The sequence below is a fragment of the Flavobacterium sp. ALJ2 genome (genome assembly GCF_015594725.1).
GTDB lineage: Bacteria > Bacteroidota > Bacteroidia > Flavobacteriales > Flavobacteriaceae > Flavobacterium.
On the sequence record NZ_JADNRC010000009.1, the window covers coordinates 1 to 17,928 of the forward strand.

The 17,928-nt window shown below is 32.4% G+C and carries 13 protein-coding genes, 1 tRNA gene and 1 pseudogene; 6 read left to right on the forward strand and 9 right to left on the reverse strand.

The window, feature by feature from the left end; translation table 11 throughout:
* Both IUY40_RS11575 and IUY40_RS11580 read left to right on the forward strand, forming a co-directional pair.
* Positions 1-358 (forward strand): annotated as a pseudogene (locus tag IUY40_RS11575) (hypothetical protein); the annotation flags it as partial.
* Between the two features lie 81 nt (positions 359-439).
* A tRNA-Val gene (locus tag IUY40_RS11580) sits at positions 440-517 on the forward strand.
* Between the two features lie 115 nt (positions 518-632).
* Here IUY40_RS11580 and IUY40_RS11585 read toward each other — a convergent pair.
* The 5 genes from IUY40_RS11585 to IUY40_RS11605 form a co-directional block, all read right to left on the reverse strand.
* A complete protein-coding gene (locus tag IUY40_RS11585) occupies positions 633-5,483 on the reverse strand; it encodes a DNA repair ATPase (RefSeq protein ID WP_195737033.1) in 4,851 nt (1,616 codons plus the stop codon).
* 109 nt (positions 5,484-5,592) lie between these two features.
* A complete protein-coding gene (locus IUY40_RS11590) occupies positions 5,593-7,653 on the reverse strand; it encodes a flotillin family protein (RefSeq protein ID WP_195737034.1) in 2,061 nt (686 codons plus the stop codon).
* A 78-nt stretch (positions 7,654-7,731) separates the two neighbouring features.
* A complete protein-coding gene (locus IUY40_RS11595) occupies positions 7,732-8,394 on the reverse strand; it encodes an OB-fold-containig protein (RefSeq protein ID WP_195737035.1) in 663 nt (220 codons plus the stop codon).
* Between the two features lie 11 nt (positions 8,395-8,405).
* Entirely contained in the window at positions 8,406-9,119 is a 714-nt protein-coding gene (locus IUY40_RS11600; RefSeq protein ID WP_195737036.1) for a PspA/IM30 family protein, read from the reverse strand.
* A gap of 2 nt (positions 9,120-9,121) precedes the next feature.
* On the reverse strand, positions 9,122-9,520 hold the full coding sequence (locus IUY40_RS11605; RefSeq protein WP_195737037.1) for a molecular chaperone Tir: 399 nt from the start codon (positions 9,518-9,520) through the stop codon (positions 9,122-9,124).
* Positions 9,521-9,731: 211 nt separating this feature from the next.
* Between IUY40_RS11605 and IUY40_RS11610 the strand changes: the two genes are divergently transcribed.
* Complete coding sequence (locus IUY40_RS11610; RefSeq protein ID WP_255520468.1) at positions 9,732-10,472, forward strand: helix-turn-helix domain-containing protein; 741 nt, start codon at positions 9,732-9,734, stop codon at positions 10,470-10,472.
* Between the two features lie 300 nt (positions 10,473-10,772).
* Here the strand turns inward: IUY40_RS11610 and IUY40_RS11615 are convergent, their stop codons facing one another.
* Positions 10,773-11,207, reverse strand: a complete 435-nt coding sequence (locus tag IUY40_RS11615; RefSeq protein ID WP_195737039.1) for a GNAT family N-acetyltransferase — start codon at positions 11,205-11,207, stop codon at positions 10,773-10,775.
* A 145-nt stretch (positions 11,208-11,352) separates the two neighbouring features.
* Positions 11,353-12,429: an ionic transporter y4hA gene (locus IUY40_RS11620; RefSeq protein ID WP_195737040.1), complete on the reverse strand. Its 1,077-nt coding sequence runs from the start codon at positions 12,427-12,429 to the stop codon at positions 11,353-11,355.
* A 399-nt stretch (positions 12,430-12,828) separates the two neighbouring features.
* Between IUY40_RS11620 and IUY40_RS11625 the strand changes: the two genes are divergently transcribed.
* Entirely contained in the window at positions 12,829-13,377 is a 549-nt protein-coding gene (locus IUY40_RS11625; protein WP_195737041.1) for an AAA family ATPase, read from the forward strand.
* Between the two features lie 140 nt (positions 13,378-13,517).
* Here the strand turns inward: IUY40_RS11625 and rpmA are convergent, their stop codons facing one another.
* Both rpmA and rplU read right to left on the reverse strand, forming a co-directional pair.
* Complete coding sequence (rpmA, locus tag IUY40_RS11630; RefSeq protein ID WP_007805051.1) at positions 13,518-13,778, reverse strand: 50S ribosomal protein L27; 261 nt, start codon at positions 13,776-13,778, stop codon at positions 13,518-13,520.
* Between the two features lie 24 nt (positions 13,779-13,802).
* On the reverse strand, positions 13,803-14,240 hold the full coding sequence (rplU, locus tag IUY40_RS11635; RefSeq protein ID WP_195737042.1) for a 50S ribosomal protein L21: 438 nt from the start codon (positions 14,238-14,240) through the stop codon (positions 13,803-13,805).
* A 273-nt stretch (positions 14,241-14,513) separates the two neighbouring features.
* Between rplU and IUY40_RS11640 the strand changes: the two genes are divergently transcribed.
* Positions 14,514-15,836 (forward strand): pitrilysin family protein, encoded by a 1,323-nt coding sequence (locus tag IUY40_RS11640; RefSeq protein WP_195737043.1) that lies wholly within the window; start codon positions 14,514-14,516, stop codon positions 15,834-15,836.
* A 61-nt stretch (positions 15,837-15,897) separates the two neighbouring features.
* On the forward strand, positions 15,898-17,898 hold the full coding sequence (locus IUY40_RS11645) for an insulinase family protein (protein ID WP_195737200.1): 2,001 nt from the start codon (positions 15,898-15,900) through the stop codon (positions 17,896-17,898).
* Positions 17,899-17,928: the final 30 nt, after the last annotated feature.

Here is a 17,928-nt window from a genome sequence, read left to right on the forward strand (position 1 = left end):
GAAACAGAATTTAAAGTTTATTAAGATGATAAGAATAGTTTGTTTCTTAATGTTTATCTATTCTGGAATAAGTTTTATGGCTTGTTCACAAGAAAAAGCAAACATCATGCAAAATCCAAGTATTTCCGCCGATAATTTAGTAGAAGAGATAGCCAAACAAATAGCTCATTATCCAAAAGAACCCATGTATGCTTTAAGGCAACATGCGTTTAAATGCTATTTTGAGATTTATATTGATAACATACTAGTAGCCAAAAACTTTGATGATTTATTAGCTGGTGCATTTGATATTAATAGGCTAACATTTAAATCAGGACATCACAAAATAAAATACAAATTAAAAACTATTCTTATCTAAATTTAAAAAAAACTAGGATATCCAGAAAACAATCTTATATTTGCACTCGCAATCAGAAAATGATAGCAACCTAATAAAATAGGGCGATTAGCTCAGCTGGTTCAGAGCACCTCGTTTACACCGAGGGGGTCGGGGGTTCGAACCCCTCATCGCCCACCAAGAAACTCCTTAAGAAATTAAGGAGTTTTTTTATAAAAATTATTCTTACTTCTAATAGATCATGGATCAAGCGCAAAAGGGATCATTAAAATTGTTCAAGAGAATGTTATAATCCCTACTTAGTCAATCCCTCTTGTAAAATCTCTTTAATACCTTCAATATGACTCGTGAACTCAGTTATTTGCAATAGTACTTGTGCCATGTTATTACTATCACCAAAAGCTTTTAATTTATTGTTTTTTACAAAAGTAGCTTTTATATTTTCCCATCTAATGGTTTCTTCTGGATTGAGCATTTTTGTCATTTCTTTAAATTTCAAAAGATTCGCTTCTGCTGCACTTGTCAATGTTTGTGTTTCGTTTTGATAATGTGAAAGTAAAACGGTCTCAATTTCGGCATCATTCATCATTGGGACAATTTTAGAAACCAGTTTATTCATATCACGATATGAACCTTGAAGTTTAAATGGAGGCTCAACACGGTAAGCATCTTCCATAGCAGCCGAAGCAATATAGGCTGAATTTGATTTTAACACCACAGTACGCACTTTAATAACCTTATCTAAAATAGCTAAATAGGTTTCAATATCTTGTTTAGAATGATTGCCTTTTAACTCAAAACCTTCTTTTTTACCAGAAGTTACCATTTCGATTAATGGGTATAAATCTTCCGGAGCTTTTGATACCAATTGAGTTAAGAGTGGGTGTGAAGTCAACGAGTTTTCAATCAAACTTAATTCAAAAAGATCAGATGTATTTCCTATAACATCCCCCAAATTGTAAATATCGGCTCTATTGGCCAACATATCTGGTATTCTAAATTTTTCACCTGTTTCGGTGTATGGGTTTCCTGCCATGACCACACAAAATTTCTTAGATTTCATATCGTACGTTTTTGACTTACCGTTGTAAACGCCTTCAATTTTTCTGGTTCCATCAGCAAGAGAAATGAATTTCTGCAAAAATTCCGGGTTGCAATGTTGAATATCATCTAGGTAAAGCATGACGTTATTCCCCATCTCAAGTGCTAAATTAAGCTTTTTCAATTCTTCTTTAGCAGCAGAATTTGTTGCAGATTCTGGATCGACCGAGGTAATTTCATGTCCTAAAGCTGGGCCATTAATTTTAACAAAAACTAAGCCGAGTCTATTAGCGAGATATTCCATTAAAGTTGTTTTCCCATAACCTGGTGGCGAAACTAATAACAGCATTCCTGATCGGTCTGTACGTCTATTTTCTCCAGCACTGCCAAGCTGCTTGGCTAAATTATCTCCAAAAAACGGGAGGTAAACCTGATCAATCAATTTATTTCTTACAAAAGAAGTAAGTACTTTTGGCTCAAATTCATGAAGTCTCAAATCCTCTTTTAGCTGAAGCGTTAGTTGATGTCTTTGATTTCTAAAATTTTCAAATTCAGGAACATCTTTTTCAAAGTAATTTTGCAACTCGTTTAAGAAATGATGATAATTAAAATGAAATTTTCCCTCTTTTATTGTAGGATGAGCTCCTGATAAATCGGTTATTACAGCATCAGCATCAATTGAAATAATCAATTCATTACTCTCATGTGGAAATAACAGTAATACAATTACTTCATAGACATATTCTAAATCTGCGTGTGCTTTTGAATCGTTGATATAGGAAGAAACCCATTGTAACGCTAATTGAATTTTATCAATCACGGCACTAGCTTTCTCAATACCTTGTTTAAATTTGAGATCGGTATTTTTTGCAACAAGCAATTTTTGAAAATCTTCTAAAAGCTGTTTTGCTTTTAGGCTTGTAACAAAAGCGTCATCCTTCATTAACTCTTGAAAAAGATAAGAAGAAATAACTTTGGCGTCAATCTGTAATTTCCTGACAAACTCAAATTTTTCTAAAAATAAATTTACTTCTTCTTCCAATTCCGATAACAAATATTCGAACTGACTACTATTTGGAAAAACAGCCAAAATTTCGCCAGCTGATTTAACCTTTTGATTTAAAACATCACGCTTTTCCGTTGCTAACGTTTTCCAAAATAATTGAGCAAATGCACGTGTTTTTGATTCAAAACGAAGCATTCCCAGTGCATGGTATTTTTCTAAAAATGTTTTTAATATCTTAACTGCATCTACATCATGCACTCCCTTTATGTACCCTTCTAAATAATTTTTGGATGTCTCTTCAGCAACAATTTGTTGTAAATTATCAAAAGTCATCTGAGCCATGTCATCTATAGGATACTTTTTGAAAATTTTATAAGCTAAGTAAGAAGCTCTATAAATCTGATTATTTTCAGAAACTAAATCTTGAGTCCAGTATTTTTTATCAGCATCTAAAACATCATTTTTCAAGGGTTGATAAAAGTCAGTTCCTGTTAAGTGATAGTTTAATTTCCCATCCTTAAAAAGGATAGTTAAATCTAAATTTTGCTTGTTTACTGCAAATTTATGTTTACCTAGTTTGATAATGTTTTCGCCATCTTCATACAATTCATTTTTGTCTTTAAGTTTTCGCAAAGCATCTTCTTTAGCCGATTTTAACTCAGTTTCAATAGATTCTGCCTTACCAACATCTTCCAAATCATGCAATTGCTGCACTAAATCGCGAAGCTTAGATATCATTAAATCAGCAGCAAAATACCCATTAATTTCCTCAGCCGTATTTAGTGTCATTGCTTTGGCAGCAACACTTTTCAGAATTCTTTTAGAAGCATTTTCAAGTGCAATTGTTTTTTTATTTCTAGCCTCAAGTAAACTATTTTTCTTGGTTTCAAAAGCGGTATAAACCTCTTCTCGTTTTTCAATAATTAATTCGATAAACTCTTCAAAATCTGCAAATCGAGCTTCTAAATCTTCAATTTGAATTGACATCTTATTGAGCGATTCAGCAATTTTTTCGGGTGTATTAGCACGATCAATAGCGTTTACAATACTTTGGTCAATCAATTTCATTTGTGCGGCAAAATCCGCTTTTGCCTCCTGACCTCCCAAAGCATTAATTTTATTTTTAATTTCTACTTTTACTTTGTTTAAAGTCGCAAAAATTAAGGAAATCGTATTGATGATTTGCGTTGCATGCGAAGTATCGTCAATTTTTAAATTGGAAACAATATCGATCAGCATTTCAAGATCAGATGTAATCTGATTTACCTCGTTTTCTAACTTTTTACCTTCCGTTACTTTTGAAATTGATACTATTTCTTCCTGACGCTCTTTTACTCGAATGTGATACGGTGCTAAGGCTCTTTCATCCAATAAAAAGCTTACGCAATGTTGCGAAATTCGTTCGGTTTGCTCAACAATATTTTTCTCTAACTCATCAATAAAGGAAATATCCATATATCGGACTTCCTTTAAACTTATAACTCCTCCTCTAAGCGAACGTAAACTCGCAAGATTATTTACAAAAGAATCGATATTATCTAATGGAGAGGACTTTATGTTACTAAATAATTTGGTTGCTTTTGCTCCTGTTTCCACTTTAATTTCTTGCGCATGTAAACGCAATTGAACGACTTTTTCAAATTCGTCAATTGCCGTGTTTGCGGTGTTTTTTATTTCAAGAAGCGGAATTTTTAATTCAAATGTTTCTTTACCTCCAATCCAATAATAACTGTCTATTATATTTTCCGATAGTTTTGCCAGATCGCTATACAATCCTTCATAATCATCATTTTTATTAAGAAGGGTAATAATAGAATTTGAATCTGCCATTACTTTCACAATGTCCTTATTCCCAATTTTATAGATATAGCTATCTTTATGTACTGACAGACTATTGTCGTCTCTAACAAAAGGTGTCTGCCAAATTTGAATTACATGATTTTTGGTTTGTTCATCTTCAGATTTAAAATAACATAATTCACCATTTCGAAGGATGGTAAAACCATTACATATAATAGGCGTTTTTACCTCGTGAGATATTAAATTATAGGAAATCAATACGTATTGACCATATTTATTTTCATAAAAAACATACACAAAATCTTCACCATTTGGCGAAGCGATTCGCTCTTGAAACAATAAATTATCTAGTGTGTTTTCAAATATTTTATACTCGCCAGTTTGTAGATAATAACCATTCGAAAATATCAGACCATGATTATCAGGTAGCACAATTGCAGCATTTTTTATACTGTCAATCTTCTGTACTTCTTGTAATTTATGATTGTAAACAAAATAACGAGACTCTTCTTGGAAAGGCTTTATTTGCAAAGCAATTAAGTTTCCGAGATCTGCAAATTTATAGTTTCCATCATCCAAAGTCTGATCCGGAAATGCCACTTCTTCATCATAAATTCCTTTTCCAGAAGAGGTATTATCTTCGATTTTAATAGTCAATGTCCCTCCAATAGTCTCTACAAAGACTTTATCTAAAATAGAAATATGGGAGTGCTTTCCGTACTTATGCATTTCTCTTGCCGTATCTTGCCAAAAAAAATCATGTTGTTCTGGGAATTTGTATTCATGGTCGCTACGATTGTCAATATATTCTAATTTGTTTTCACGAATCAACCATTTAAAGGTTTTAATATCTGTTGTACGATCACTTATCTGAAAAACCATGTACAAGTAATTTCCAGAAATGAAAAATTTTCTGAATTCTGTATCCCGATAATACTTATAGAGATTCAAAAAATCAAAAAGGAAATTTTCGTTATTAATTAAATCAAGATTTTGAAGTTGAAATTCCTCGTTTTCATATTTGTAAATACTAAAAACATCTTCAATTTTAATTTCTGTTCGAAGTCCAAAATAAACATTATAACCAAATAAGCATAAATCGCCCACACTAACAATATCACTGGAAATACAATTGTTTTCGGTAAGGATACGATTGTTCGCTATTAATTTAGTCTCAATACTCCCAAAAATCTCTTTTCTTGCAGTATTAAGTAAATTTAAGCGTTCAATTAAATCTTTTTTTTGAGCTTCTAAACGACTTTGTATAATTTCGTAAGTTCCGCCTTCTAGTGTATTCATACTATAAAAGTGTAGGTGGTAAGTAATGTAAAAAGCCTGATATTTTTAAATCAGACTTAAAATATTCTGCAAGAACATGTATCGTTCTTGCAGAAATTATGAGTTGATGTTACTCTATTTTTTTGTTGGCTAAACCAAGGTTTTTAGCCATTGACATCAGGCTTGAGAATAACCCTTGTTCGCTATCATCGTTACTTTTTCGTTGTAATTCAATAAGTAAACTAGAAACAGTAAAGTTTTTTATGTCTTCCGAAGAAATACCATATTTATCTGCAAATCCTTTTATTTTTTCCAAAAGGTTACCCTGATCTAAGTTGCCCTCTCCAAGTATAGCTTCTTTAATCTCCGTAATGTTTTGTGAACTATTAACTAATCGATCAAAGCCTTTTGCTCTGGTAATCTGACCCACAATTTGATCAAAGAACATAGTTTCTCCACCCACGATATCAATTTTAGCTGCTTTAAGCGCTTCACCAATAACATTAGCTTGCGCATCTGCAATATCTTTTTGAATATTTATATGTGCTAAATCTACTTGTAGTTCTTTGTTAAGGCGTAGCTTAAACTCTTCGTGCTCTTTTCCAACACCGTCCAGTTTTTTCATTGCATTTGCTTTTTCTTCAATTCCTGTAGCCTCAGCAACGGCTTTTTCGCGTATAACTTCTGCCTCAGCAAATCCAAAGTCTTTAGACGCTATTGCTTTTGCTTTCATTCCTGCAGCTTCAGCAAGTGCTATTTTTTCAACAATAACAGCATCTACAATACCTTGACGTTCGTTAGCATCTGCTTTTGCATGCATAACCTGCGCTTCAGAAAGGCCAAGAGTGGCATCCTCTTTTGCTTTTGCCTCTGCCAAAATTTTTCTAGCTTGTGCTTCTTTTTCGCTGGCAATCATTTTAGCTTCTGCATCAATACTAGTTTCTTCTGCTCTTTGTTTTGCAGCTTCTTTTTCACCTTCTGCTGCTCTAATTCTTTTAATGAAAATTTCTTCACTATCTTTTTCGGCTAGAGTAATAGCCACTTTTTTCTGTCTATCTGCCGTTTTGAAAGCTTCGATGTCTTTCATGTTTTCTTGTTCCTGAACTACTCCTTTTTCGAGTACTACGCGATCTCTAATAACATCCTGAATATTTTTTCGCTCAATCTCAACAGCTTTTTCTTTTTCAATTTGCGCTAAGGTCACAATTCGTTGGCGTTCCGTGTGTTCCAACTCTCTATCTTTTTCTACTCTTTCGGTCTCAACAGCTTCAGTACGTTGTTTGTTCTTTAAAGCTACAATTACCAATCGATCTTTATTTTCTTCGGCAATAGCTACTTTTTCAGAAGTGTTAATTCTTGCTGTTTCAGATTTCAATCGTTCTTCTTCTGATACTTTTAAAATTTCTGCTTCTTCGCGTGCTCTAATATTAGCTATTTCTCGCTTTTGCTGCTCTTCTTTTTCTGCTAGCTGACGATCAAGTGCCAGAATGGCTTCTCTAGCCTCAACATCTTGTTTACGAATCGTCTTTTCTTCGTCTCTGCGAATTAAATTCGATTTGATGTTTTGAGCTGCAGTCAACTCGATAATTTTTTTAATACCTTCGGAATCAAGAATATTATCTGATTTCAAATGAGACAGAGATGTTTGTTCTAAGTCATCAATCGCACAATCATCTAATACATATCCGTTTAAATCAGTTCCGATTATCGAAATAATTTCTTGTCTAAATTCACTTCTAGCTTCGTATAATTCAATAAAATCGAATTTTTTACCAACCGTTTTTAATGCTTCTGAGAATTTAGCATCAAATAACGTTCGTAATACTTCAACCTCCGAAGCTCTTTCACAACCAATTGTTTGCGCTACATTGATAATATCAGTTGTTGATTTATTGATTTTTATAAAAAAAGTGACCTTTATATCAGCTCTAATATTGTCTTTACAAATTAAACCATTGACACCTGTACGTTCTACATCTAATTTTTTAACAGAAATATCCATTATTTCCATTTTGTGTAAAACAGGTACAACCAGTCCAGCGTTGTAAAAAACTATTGTGCCTCCAGCTCCAGTTCGAATAATGACTTTTCCTTGGATAATTTTTTTGTACATCGAAATGATCCACACGAGTAAGCCAATTATGACTACAATTATTGCAATCATTGTAATAAGTAAAGAGTTTCCTAACATTTTCTTGGTATATTAATTAAAGGGTAAAAGTTTATGAATAAATAAAATTATTGGGTGTTATGTTATAACATTAGTTATTTAATAATCAAATTTTTCGACGTAATAATATTTTTTGTCTTTATTTTCACGGATGATAACTGCTTCTTGTCCAGCAACTAATTTCTCATAGGTATTACTTCGTGCCGATAACCGAATAGGATCTCCATTGACACTTAACTGAACTTGTCCTGTTTTCAAATTATCAAAAGCAGAAAAGACAATGCATCTTCTGCCTAGAAAATCAATTTCAGGTTCTCCTTTATGATTTACTTGTTTGTAAAAATAAGAAAGAGGCTTACTGAAAATTTTAACAACAAAAAGACTTACCAAAAAATTTGGAATCAAAAGTAAAAAACCAAGAAGCGTACTACTTATCCCTAAATAATAAGTTACATTAATGCTGATAAACCACATGCTAAAAAAGATAATGGTCATGACAAACATCAGCGGTATTTCATCAAAATTGAAATATTCTAAAACTTTCATGAAACCATTTCCGTCTGAATTTTCCGGACGACCAGGTACATCGTTTGTATAGTGATCAAAATCGGTTTCGAGATCACTTGAATCAAAATCAATACTGAATAGATCAGGATCTATACCTACAAGAATTACCAATATCCAGTACAACAATAGTATTATCGACATGATACTGAAAAAAGCGTTTACAGGTGAAAAGGAAATTTCTATGAGTTCTTTCATTGAGGTTTCGGTTATTCTTTTGAGTCAGTAATGCCTAGCTGTTCTTTTAATTTTTCAAGTTCACTTAATGCCTTTGTTTCTGAAACATTTATTGCTTTATCAATTTCTTCATCAATTGATTTTGCATTACCTGCAATTTCGCCGTAAGCTTCTGCCAGAGCCTCTTCCTGAGCTACTTTTTCTTTCATACGCTCCAATAAGATAACTGTTCCGTTACTGTCTATTTGAGCCATTTGTTTATTCAGGCTTTTAGTTGCATCGGCTACTTTTACTCTTGATCGCAAAATTTTTAGTTCATTTTCCCATTTGGAAATATTTTGCTTAATGGTTTTTACATTAGATTCCATTTGCAGCACATTCTGATCAAATTTTTCTTTGTCAGCAATAGCTCTTTTTTGCCCTGTAAAAGCTTGTTCTTTTTTAATCAAAGCTTCAGTAGCCAAGCGATCTGCCTCAGCAGAGATCAATCCTCCAGACTGTGCTTTTCTCAAAATAAGCATGGCTTTTTCGTTATAATCTTCTCCTTTATTGGCATATTCTTCCACTTCATTCTTGGCTCGGATACACATAGCTTTCACCTGTGCCAAAGCTTCCAAACTTTGATCCAAGTCCTCTTTCATGTCACGAATCCCTTGCTCTGTCATTTTGATAGGATCTTCTATGCTGTCAATTGCAGAATGTACTTCTGCTTGTCCTATTTTGAATAATCTTTTTAAAAATTGCATAATTATCTGTTTTTTGAAAAATTAATAATTTGATCTGAATATTCACTCAATAAAACACTCAATGAATTTATGGTTGCTTCAAATTCATTTTGGTCTAAATTTTCAATTTGCAACGAGTCTCTAAAAATTACTTTTCGACCTGTATCATCAAGCACAAAGGCACCGTGGATAATGTCTCTGTTTTTTTGTAAAAGTGATTTGTAAACATGATTCCCATCTTCTTTAATTTCAAAAATAAACTGTTCAAAAATTACAATTGGATAGGCTACACAAATAATTAAATGGAAAATACCTTCAGATTCATTATTAACAATGAAAATTCCTTCTTTAGGATTCTCATGTTTGATATCCAACTGCAGATTTTGAAGAAAACCTTTTACACAGGCATAATAGTCTTTCATAGAATGTGAAATAATTATTTGATAAAAACCGGTTATTTAATAAAAAGGAACAAGTTGATTTTTACTTCTTAGTAAGAAAAGAAATAAAATAACTACGCTACTAACCCAAATAACTAGCAAAAAGTCGTATTTTTACTAAATAAATTATACAAAAAAAACAAAAATACAAAAATATCTTACAAATGCAAATATAATTAGCAAAATGGTATTAATGTTTGGGAAAAATTTAAAAAAAATCAGAAGTGTCTATAGCATGAGTCAGCAAGATTTTGCGGCTATTTTTGATTTAAAGCGCGGAACATTAGGAGCTTATGAAGAAGGCAGGAGTAATCCTAAATTAGAAACAGTAATAAAAATTGCTAACCATTTTAGCATTGGCATAGAAGAGTTACTCATCAAAGAATTAACGGTAAATAGACTTCTAAAATTTAATGAACTTCTTACAGTAGAGAGTGACGCTTTTAATATTGTAGATTTTGATGGAATTCATTGTGTTTTACCAAACGACAAACATTACTTTATTAAGGGATTTTCGTTTGGAATTAATTTAGAAAAATTTCCAGTGATTAAGATTCCTAATGTTGACAATACCAATCGCATGGCATTTTCAGTGGATGATTTGTCTATGACTGGTGGATCGATGGAATTTTTTCCAAAAGATATTGTTATTGGTGCTGAATGTGACAAGTTTGCTATTGACGATAAAACCTTCGTTATAGCACTTACTCAAAATGAACTCTTATTTAGAAAATTTTTCAAGGTTGATGATCACTTTGTTTTAAAAGCAGACCATCATGGCGTAGTAGATTTAGCTCTTTCAGCTAAAGATGTTATTTGTATTTGGAAAATTGAACACGTTATTCAGTACGGCATGAATTCAAGAGAAATTTTTCTTGAAAATCGCTTAGCTACAATTGAGCAAACTATTGCTTCCTTGAAAAATAACAAATAGTTAGATTCATTTTTTTAATGAAATTTTATCGCTTTTGTATTTTGCCCTATTTTTCAAATTTAGAAAGTCAATTTTGAGTATCTAAAGACTTTGAAAATTCAAAAATAGCCAATCAATTAGTACTACTAACAACAAAGATTTCATGCTATTATTATTTTCGTTGTAGAAGTTTTAATAGCAAAATATTTTTCATTTAATATTTTAGAAAAAGTCATAATTGGGATTGAGTGTTCGTTTACAGTCCCTAATACCCCACTAAGAAACTCCTTAATTTCTTAAGGAGTTTCTTATGCCTTACCCTTACTTGATCCAAGCTTCATAAGTCATTTCAAACTTAATTTCACCCTTGCCATGTTTACCTATTTCTGTCCAACCCATTTTTCTATAAAATAACTCAGCTCTTGTATTTGGAGAGGTTCCTAGCCAAACACTAACCTTTGTTTGCTCAAAATACCAGTCAAGCATAACATTATGAAGTTGTTTTCCAATTCCCCTTTTTTCAAACTCTGGTTTTAAAAATAATGCCCAAATATTATTGTCATTCATATCTACAATCGAAAAACCAACAACCTCATTGTTAATTTCACAAACCCAACCTTTTCCTCTTATTATTATAAAATCCTCGCAATCTTTATCTGTTACCAATCTAGGATCAGACAAAGTATTTTCTGTTACCGAATTTCTTACTACTTGAATTTGCTTTATATCCTCGATTTTTGCTTCTCTGATAATCATATATCCTTTTATATTTTACCTATGATTTTGATTCCTTACTCTTAACTAAACTTCATAAATCAATATTCCGCTGGACAAACATAAGAAACATCTTTTTTTGCCTTAACTAACAATGACCATTAAAATTACATGTTTTTATTTACTATCAAGGATATATCATAAGGAATACGAAAGCAAACAAATTGACCAGAAGCACTACTCCATAAACAATATTAGACTTCCCTTTACTTAATGACAACATTACAGTAAACACTGACAAAGCCAACAGAACAATTGACTTTATATCAAGCCCTAAAATAATAGGCATATCCATCATAATACAAACTGCTGCAACACTAGGAATAGTTAATCCAATACTTGCCAAAGCAGAACCCAAGGCTAAATTCAAACTAGTTTGGAGTCTATTTTTTCTTGCTGCTATAATAGCCGCAATTGCTTCAGGCAATAAAATAATTGCCGCAATTACAACCCCTACCAAGGTTTTTGGCAGACTATAACTAACAATAATACTCTCAATTGTAGGTGAAAGAGTTTTTGCCAATAATACAACAATACCCAAACTCACAATAAGAAAAGTAAGGCTAGTAAAAAAAACCTTATTATTAATAATTATAGGCTGAGCTGCATCTTCATTTTCATCATCTCCAACTGTGAGGAAATATTGTCGGTATCTACTAGTTTGTGCAAATAGAAAAGAAGAATAAATAATAAGACAGGCTGCAGAAGCAAAAACCAATTGCGGCACTGAATAATAAGACCCCGAAACGCTTTCGGTAAAAGTAGGAAACACTAATGTAAATACTATAATCGAAACCAAAGATACCAATCCAATGGTTACTGAAGAAACAGAGAAATTCTGTTCATAATGTTTCAAACCACCAATTAAAAGACACAATCCAATAATACCATTAAGAATAAGCATTGTCGCCGCAAACACAGTATCTCTAGCAAGCGAAGCTGCGGCAGAACCCTCTGACATCATTAACGATATAATAATTGAAACCTCAATAACTGTTATTGATATAGCCAGAATAATGGTCCCATAGGGTTCCCCCACTCTTTCTGCTATTATCTCAGAATGATGTACTGCCGACATAACACTGAGGATTAGTAGTATACTTGCTACTACTTGAAAAATGCTGCTGTTATCGACAAGTCCGCTAAAAAAGAGAACCCAGGAAAGTATTGGAATAATAATTGTCCACTGAAGTAATTGTTTCATTTTTTTAATATATAAATACTTGTAAAGTAATTTTTACCAATAGATTTTATCATAAATTGGTTTTTTTATTTTTTTTCCAATATAAAACTTTTTTACTGAAATTAGGAAAAAACAATATTATATTTAACATTCTATTATTGCTATAATCGCAACTTTAAATTATTCTTTTAGAACTAACTCCTACAAAAAACTAACTAAACAACTCATAAACAAGCCTTTTAAAAGTCACAAAACATTTTAAAAATTATAAAACTTTTTTTGTCTTTATATTAACGCACATCAAAGCACATTAATACAATAGCCAATAATTCTACAAAACAACTCCCTTATCTTCTATGCTGAGCAATTAACTTTTATCTTAAACAATAAAATTATTATATAAAAATCAAATAGGTTCAAATGATTAAATCAATCCATCTGTTTATCATTACTGGAGGGCCAGGAGCTGGTAAAACAACTATTATCGAAGAACTAAAAAGAAGAAATTATAATTGCATAAATGAAGTTGCTCGTGACATAATCAAGGAGCAGGTAAAGTCAAATGGAGATGCCTTACCTTGGGCTGATAAAGAAAAATTTACTTTGTTAATGCTAAAACGCTCCGTTGAAACTTACATCAAAAACAAAGAGAATACATACATCACTTTTTTTGACCGAGGAATTCCAGACACTCTAGCCTATACAGAACTAATTAAATTACCACCTCCTTCACAACTAACAAAAGCTGTTAAAAAATACCGCTATAACCCTATTGTATTTATCCTACCACCTTGGAAAGAAATTTACCAAACAGATACCGAACGCAAGCAAACCTTCCAAGAAGCAATAGACACTTACGAAACAACAAAAAACACCTACAATGACTGTGGCTACCAATTAATCGAAGTCCCAAAATTAGACATAAAAAAAAGGGTTGATTATATACTGTCAATAATAGAAAGCAGGTAATCAACTCTCAAAAAATCTAAACTACTTATACCATTAATGCAAAAGGACTACAAAACAGTGTCAAGATACAATTAAGCAACTAAAACAAAAAACCCGTTCGCTAAACGAACGGGTTTTTTTAATAAATATAATCTTAGTTATTATGCTTCGAATGGAAGTATAGAAACGTATGATTTATTATCTCTTTTCTTTTGGAACTTTACAACTCCATCTACTCTTGCGTGTAGAGTGTGATCTTTACTAATGTAAACGTTTTCACCTGGATTATGTTTTGAACCTCTTTGTCTAACGATGATGTTCCCAGCAATAGCAGCTTGTCCTCCAAAAATCTTAACGCCTAAACGTTTTGATTCAGATTCTCTACCATTCTTCGAACTACCGACACCTTTCTTGTGAGCCATGACGTATGAGTTTAAATATTGTTATTATTCTTTAGTAGCTTCTTTTTTTGCTTTCGGAGCTGCTTTTTTTGCTTTTGGAGCTTCTACTTCTTCAGTAGCTACTTCTTCTGCTACAACTGCTTTTTTAGCCGCTGCTTTTTTAGTTCCTCCTGCTGCAGTAATACCTTCAATTACAATTTGAGTAAGATATTGCCTGTGACCATTTCTCTTTTTGTAACCTTTTCTTCTTTTCTTTTTGAAGATAATTACTTTGTCTCCTTTTAAGTGTTGTAACACTTTAGCTTCTACTGAAGCACCTTCTATAGCTGGGGCGCCTAAAGTAATATTCCCATTATCATCTAATAAAAGAACTTTGTCAAAAGAAACTTTTGAACCTTCTTCATTAGCTAATCTGTGAACATAAACCTTTAAGTCTTTGCTTACTTTGAATTGTTGCCCTGCTATCTCTACGATTGCATACATACCAAATTGATTTATTGATTTTTAAGGTTGCAAATATACAATTAATAATTTACTATGCAATTTCTTAATGCAAAAATCTTCCATACTTATTAATCCTTGCTTTTTTTAAGCGGTTTCGATTAATTCAAAAACACCTTTGAAGTAAAATACTGTTAAAAAACAAGCAAAAACACCCCTGTTTTGTTATTATTAATCAAAATAAGTTATTTTTGGTGTAACTATTTCTAATTAATCATTACTAATATAAGTGTAATAAAAAAATTATTAACCTTTATGAAAAATCCAATAATTATGCTAACTGCAGCACTTATGCTAGGTGGAGTAGCTTCAGCTCAAAAAGTAGCTTTTGAAGAATACGATTTAGATAACGGCATGCATGTTATCCTACACAATGATTCTTCGGCACCAGTTGTCGTAACCTCCGTAATGTACCATGTGGGATCAAAAGATGAAAACCCAGAAAGAACTGGTTTTGCTCATTTTTTCGAACATTTATTATTTGAAGGAACAGAAAATATTAAACGTGGTGAATGGATGAAAATCGTAACTGCCAATGGCGGTACTAATAATGCCAACACATCTGATGACAGAACTTATTATTACGAAGTTTTCCCCTCTAACAACTTAGAATTAGCATTATGGATGGAATCAGAAAGATTGATGCATCCCGTAATAAACAAAATTGGAGTCGACACTCAAAATGAAGTTGTTAAAGAAGAAAAAAGAACTCGTTATGACAACCAACCTTACGGAAACATACTTCCTGAGGTAAAGAAAAACATGTTTAAGAACCATCCGTATCGCTGGACAACAATAGGATCTATAAAAGATTTAGATGCAGCAACTCTTGACGAATTCAAAGCTTTTAATAAAAAATTCTATACTCCAAATAATGCTGTCTTGGTAATTGCAGGGGATTTTGACAAAGCAAAAACTAAAGAATGGATTCAAAAATACTTTGGACCAATCAAAAAAGGAGAAAAACTTCAAAAACAAACTTTTACTGAAGAGCCAATTACTCAAACTATAAAAGCTAAATACGAAGATCCAAACATCCAAATTCCGATGCTTATTGCTTCTTACCGTACTCCATCTATGAAAACCAGAGACGCAAGAGTTCTAGATTTAATCTCTTCTTATTTAAGCGATGGAAAAAGCTCTAAACTTTATAAAAAAATAGTTGACGATAAAAAAATGGCTTTACAAATTGGAGCTGTTGGTTTTAGCCAAGAAGATTACGGTATGTACATTTTATACGGCTTACCAATGAAACCTAATACTTCTGAAGACTTACTAAAAGAAATCGATGAAGAAATTGTAAAACTTCAAACTAATTTGATTTCAGAGAAAGATTACGAAAAACTACAAAACAAGTTCGATAATAATTACGTTAATTCTAACTCAACCGTAGAAGGGATTGCCGAGAATCTAGCTTCTTACTACCTGCTTTATGGTGATGTAAATCTAATAAATACCGAAATTGACCTCTATCATTCTATCACCAGAGAAGAAATTAGAGATGTTGCCAAAAAATATCTAAATCCTAATCAACGTTTAATTTTAGACTACGTTCCTACTACAAAGGCACAAAATTAAGACTCTTAGAATCATGAAAAAAAGAAAAATTATTTTAATCCTATTATTCGTAACAGGAATTATGCAAGCACAAGATCGTCCGCAACCTAAACCAGGTAGCTCGCCAGTAGTAAACATTAAAAAACCACAAACTTTTGTTCTTGCAAACGGCATGAAAGTTTTGGTTGTCGAAAATCATAAATTACCAAGAGTAAGCTTTAACCTAACCCTTGACAATGCTCCATTTGCAGAAGGAAACAAAAAAGGAGTAGATGAGCTAACAAGTAGCATGATTGGCGACGGAACTAAAAAAACAGCTAAAGAAGTTTTTAACGAAGAAATAGACTTTTACGGAGCAAATATCAACTTTAGTTCACATGGTGCTTTTGCAAGTTCACTTTCTAAATATTCAGGACGAATCCTAGAACTTTTAGCCGAAGGTGCATTACAACCTAACTTTACTCAAGCTGAGTTTGATAAAGAAAAAGCAAAACTCATTGAAGGTCTTAAAGCTGAAGAAAAAAGTGTACCTGCAATTGAAAGAAGAGTAGTTGATGCCTTAGCATTTGGCAAAAATCACCCTTCAGGAGAATTTATCACCGAAGAAACTCTAAAAAACATAACACTAACTGACATAGAAAACAATTACAAAAATCATTTTGTTCCAGAAAATGCATATTTGGTAGTTATTGGTGATATAAAATTCAAGGAAACCAAAGCAGCTGTAGAAAAACTTTTTGGAAAGTGGGAGAAAAAAACACAACCAAAAGATACCTATCCTGCTCCTGTAAACGTAGCTAATCTTCAAATTAACTTTGTTGATGTTCCAAATGCTGTACAATCAGAAATAGCACTGGTTAACACAGTAGACTTAAAAATGAATGACCCTGATTTTTTTCCTGCAGTTATTGCGAATCAAATCTTAGGAGGTGATTTTAACAGTTATTTGAACATGAACTTACGTGAAGCTCACGGATGGACTTATGGCGCTAGCTCTGGACTAGGAAGCGGGAAATACACAACCAAATTCAAAGCTGCTTCTGCAGTAAGAAATGCTGTAACTGATAGCGCCGTGACTGAATTTGTAAAAGAAATTAAAAGAATCCGAAGTGAAAAAGTTTCAGATGAAATTTTAAAAACAGTTAAAGCTGGATATATTGGTAGATTTGTTATGCAGGTAGAAAAACCTCAAACAGTAGCCCGATACGCATTGAATATAGAAACTGAAAATCTTCCAAAAGACTTTTATGAAAAATACATTCAAAACATCAACAACGTAACTCCTGACGAAGTACTTAGAGTAGCCAACAAATATTTCTTAATTGACAATATGAGAATTGTAATTACTGGAAAAGGATCCGAAGTAATTCCAGGCTTAGAGAAACTAAACATACCTATTAGTTATTTTGACAAGTATGCTAATCCTACTGAAAAACCATCATTAAAAAAAGAGGTTCCTAAAGGAGTAACTGCTAAAAACGTATTCGACAACTACATAAAAGCTATTGGTGGAGAAAAAGCTGTTGCTTCTGTAAAAACAATTGCAATGCTAGGATCAACAACCATTCCTCAAGCCCCATCACCATTGACATTCACTTCTAAAATGGATGCTAAAGGAAAAATGATGGTTTCATTAGCCATGGGACCTATGAACTTAATGAAACAGGTTGTCAATGAAAAAACAGCTTACATTGAACAACAAGGACAACGAAAAAATCTTGAAGGCAAAGATCTTGCTGAAATGAAAGCTAGCGCAGTTCCTTTTGAAGAACTACAACTTTCTAAAAAAGATGGATTAGTAATTGACCGTATCGAACCAATTAATAACAGCGATGCTTATGCTATTAAAAATGGCAAAACAACTTATTTTTTCGATACAAAATCTGGATTAAAAGTTGCAGAATCTAAAATAGCTGAACAAGCTGGAAAATCAATAACACAAATCACAAATTTTGGTGACTATAAAGAAGTAAAAGGAATCAAAGTTCCTTTTAACATTATCCAAAATGTAGGTTTTGAATTAAACATCAAAATGTCGGAAGTGAAAATTAACGAAGGAGTTTCTGAGGCTGATTTTTTATAAAGATACTGATGAACCTATGATTCCGAAATG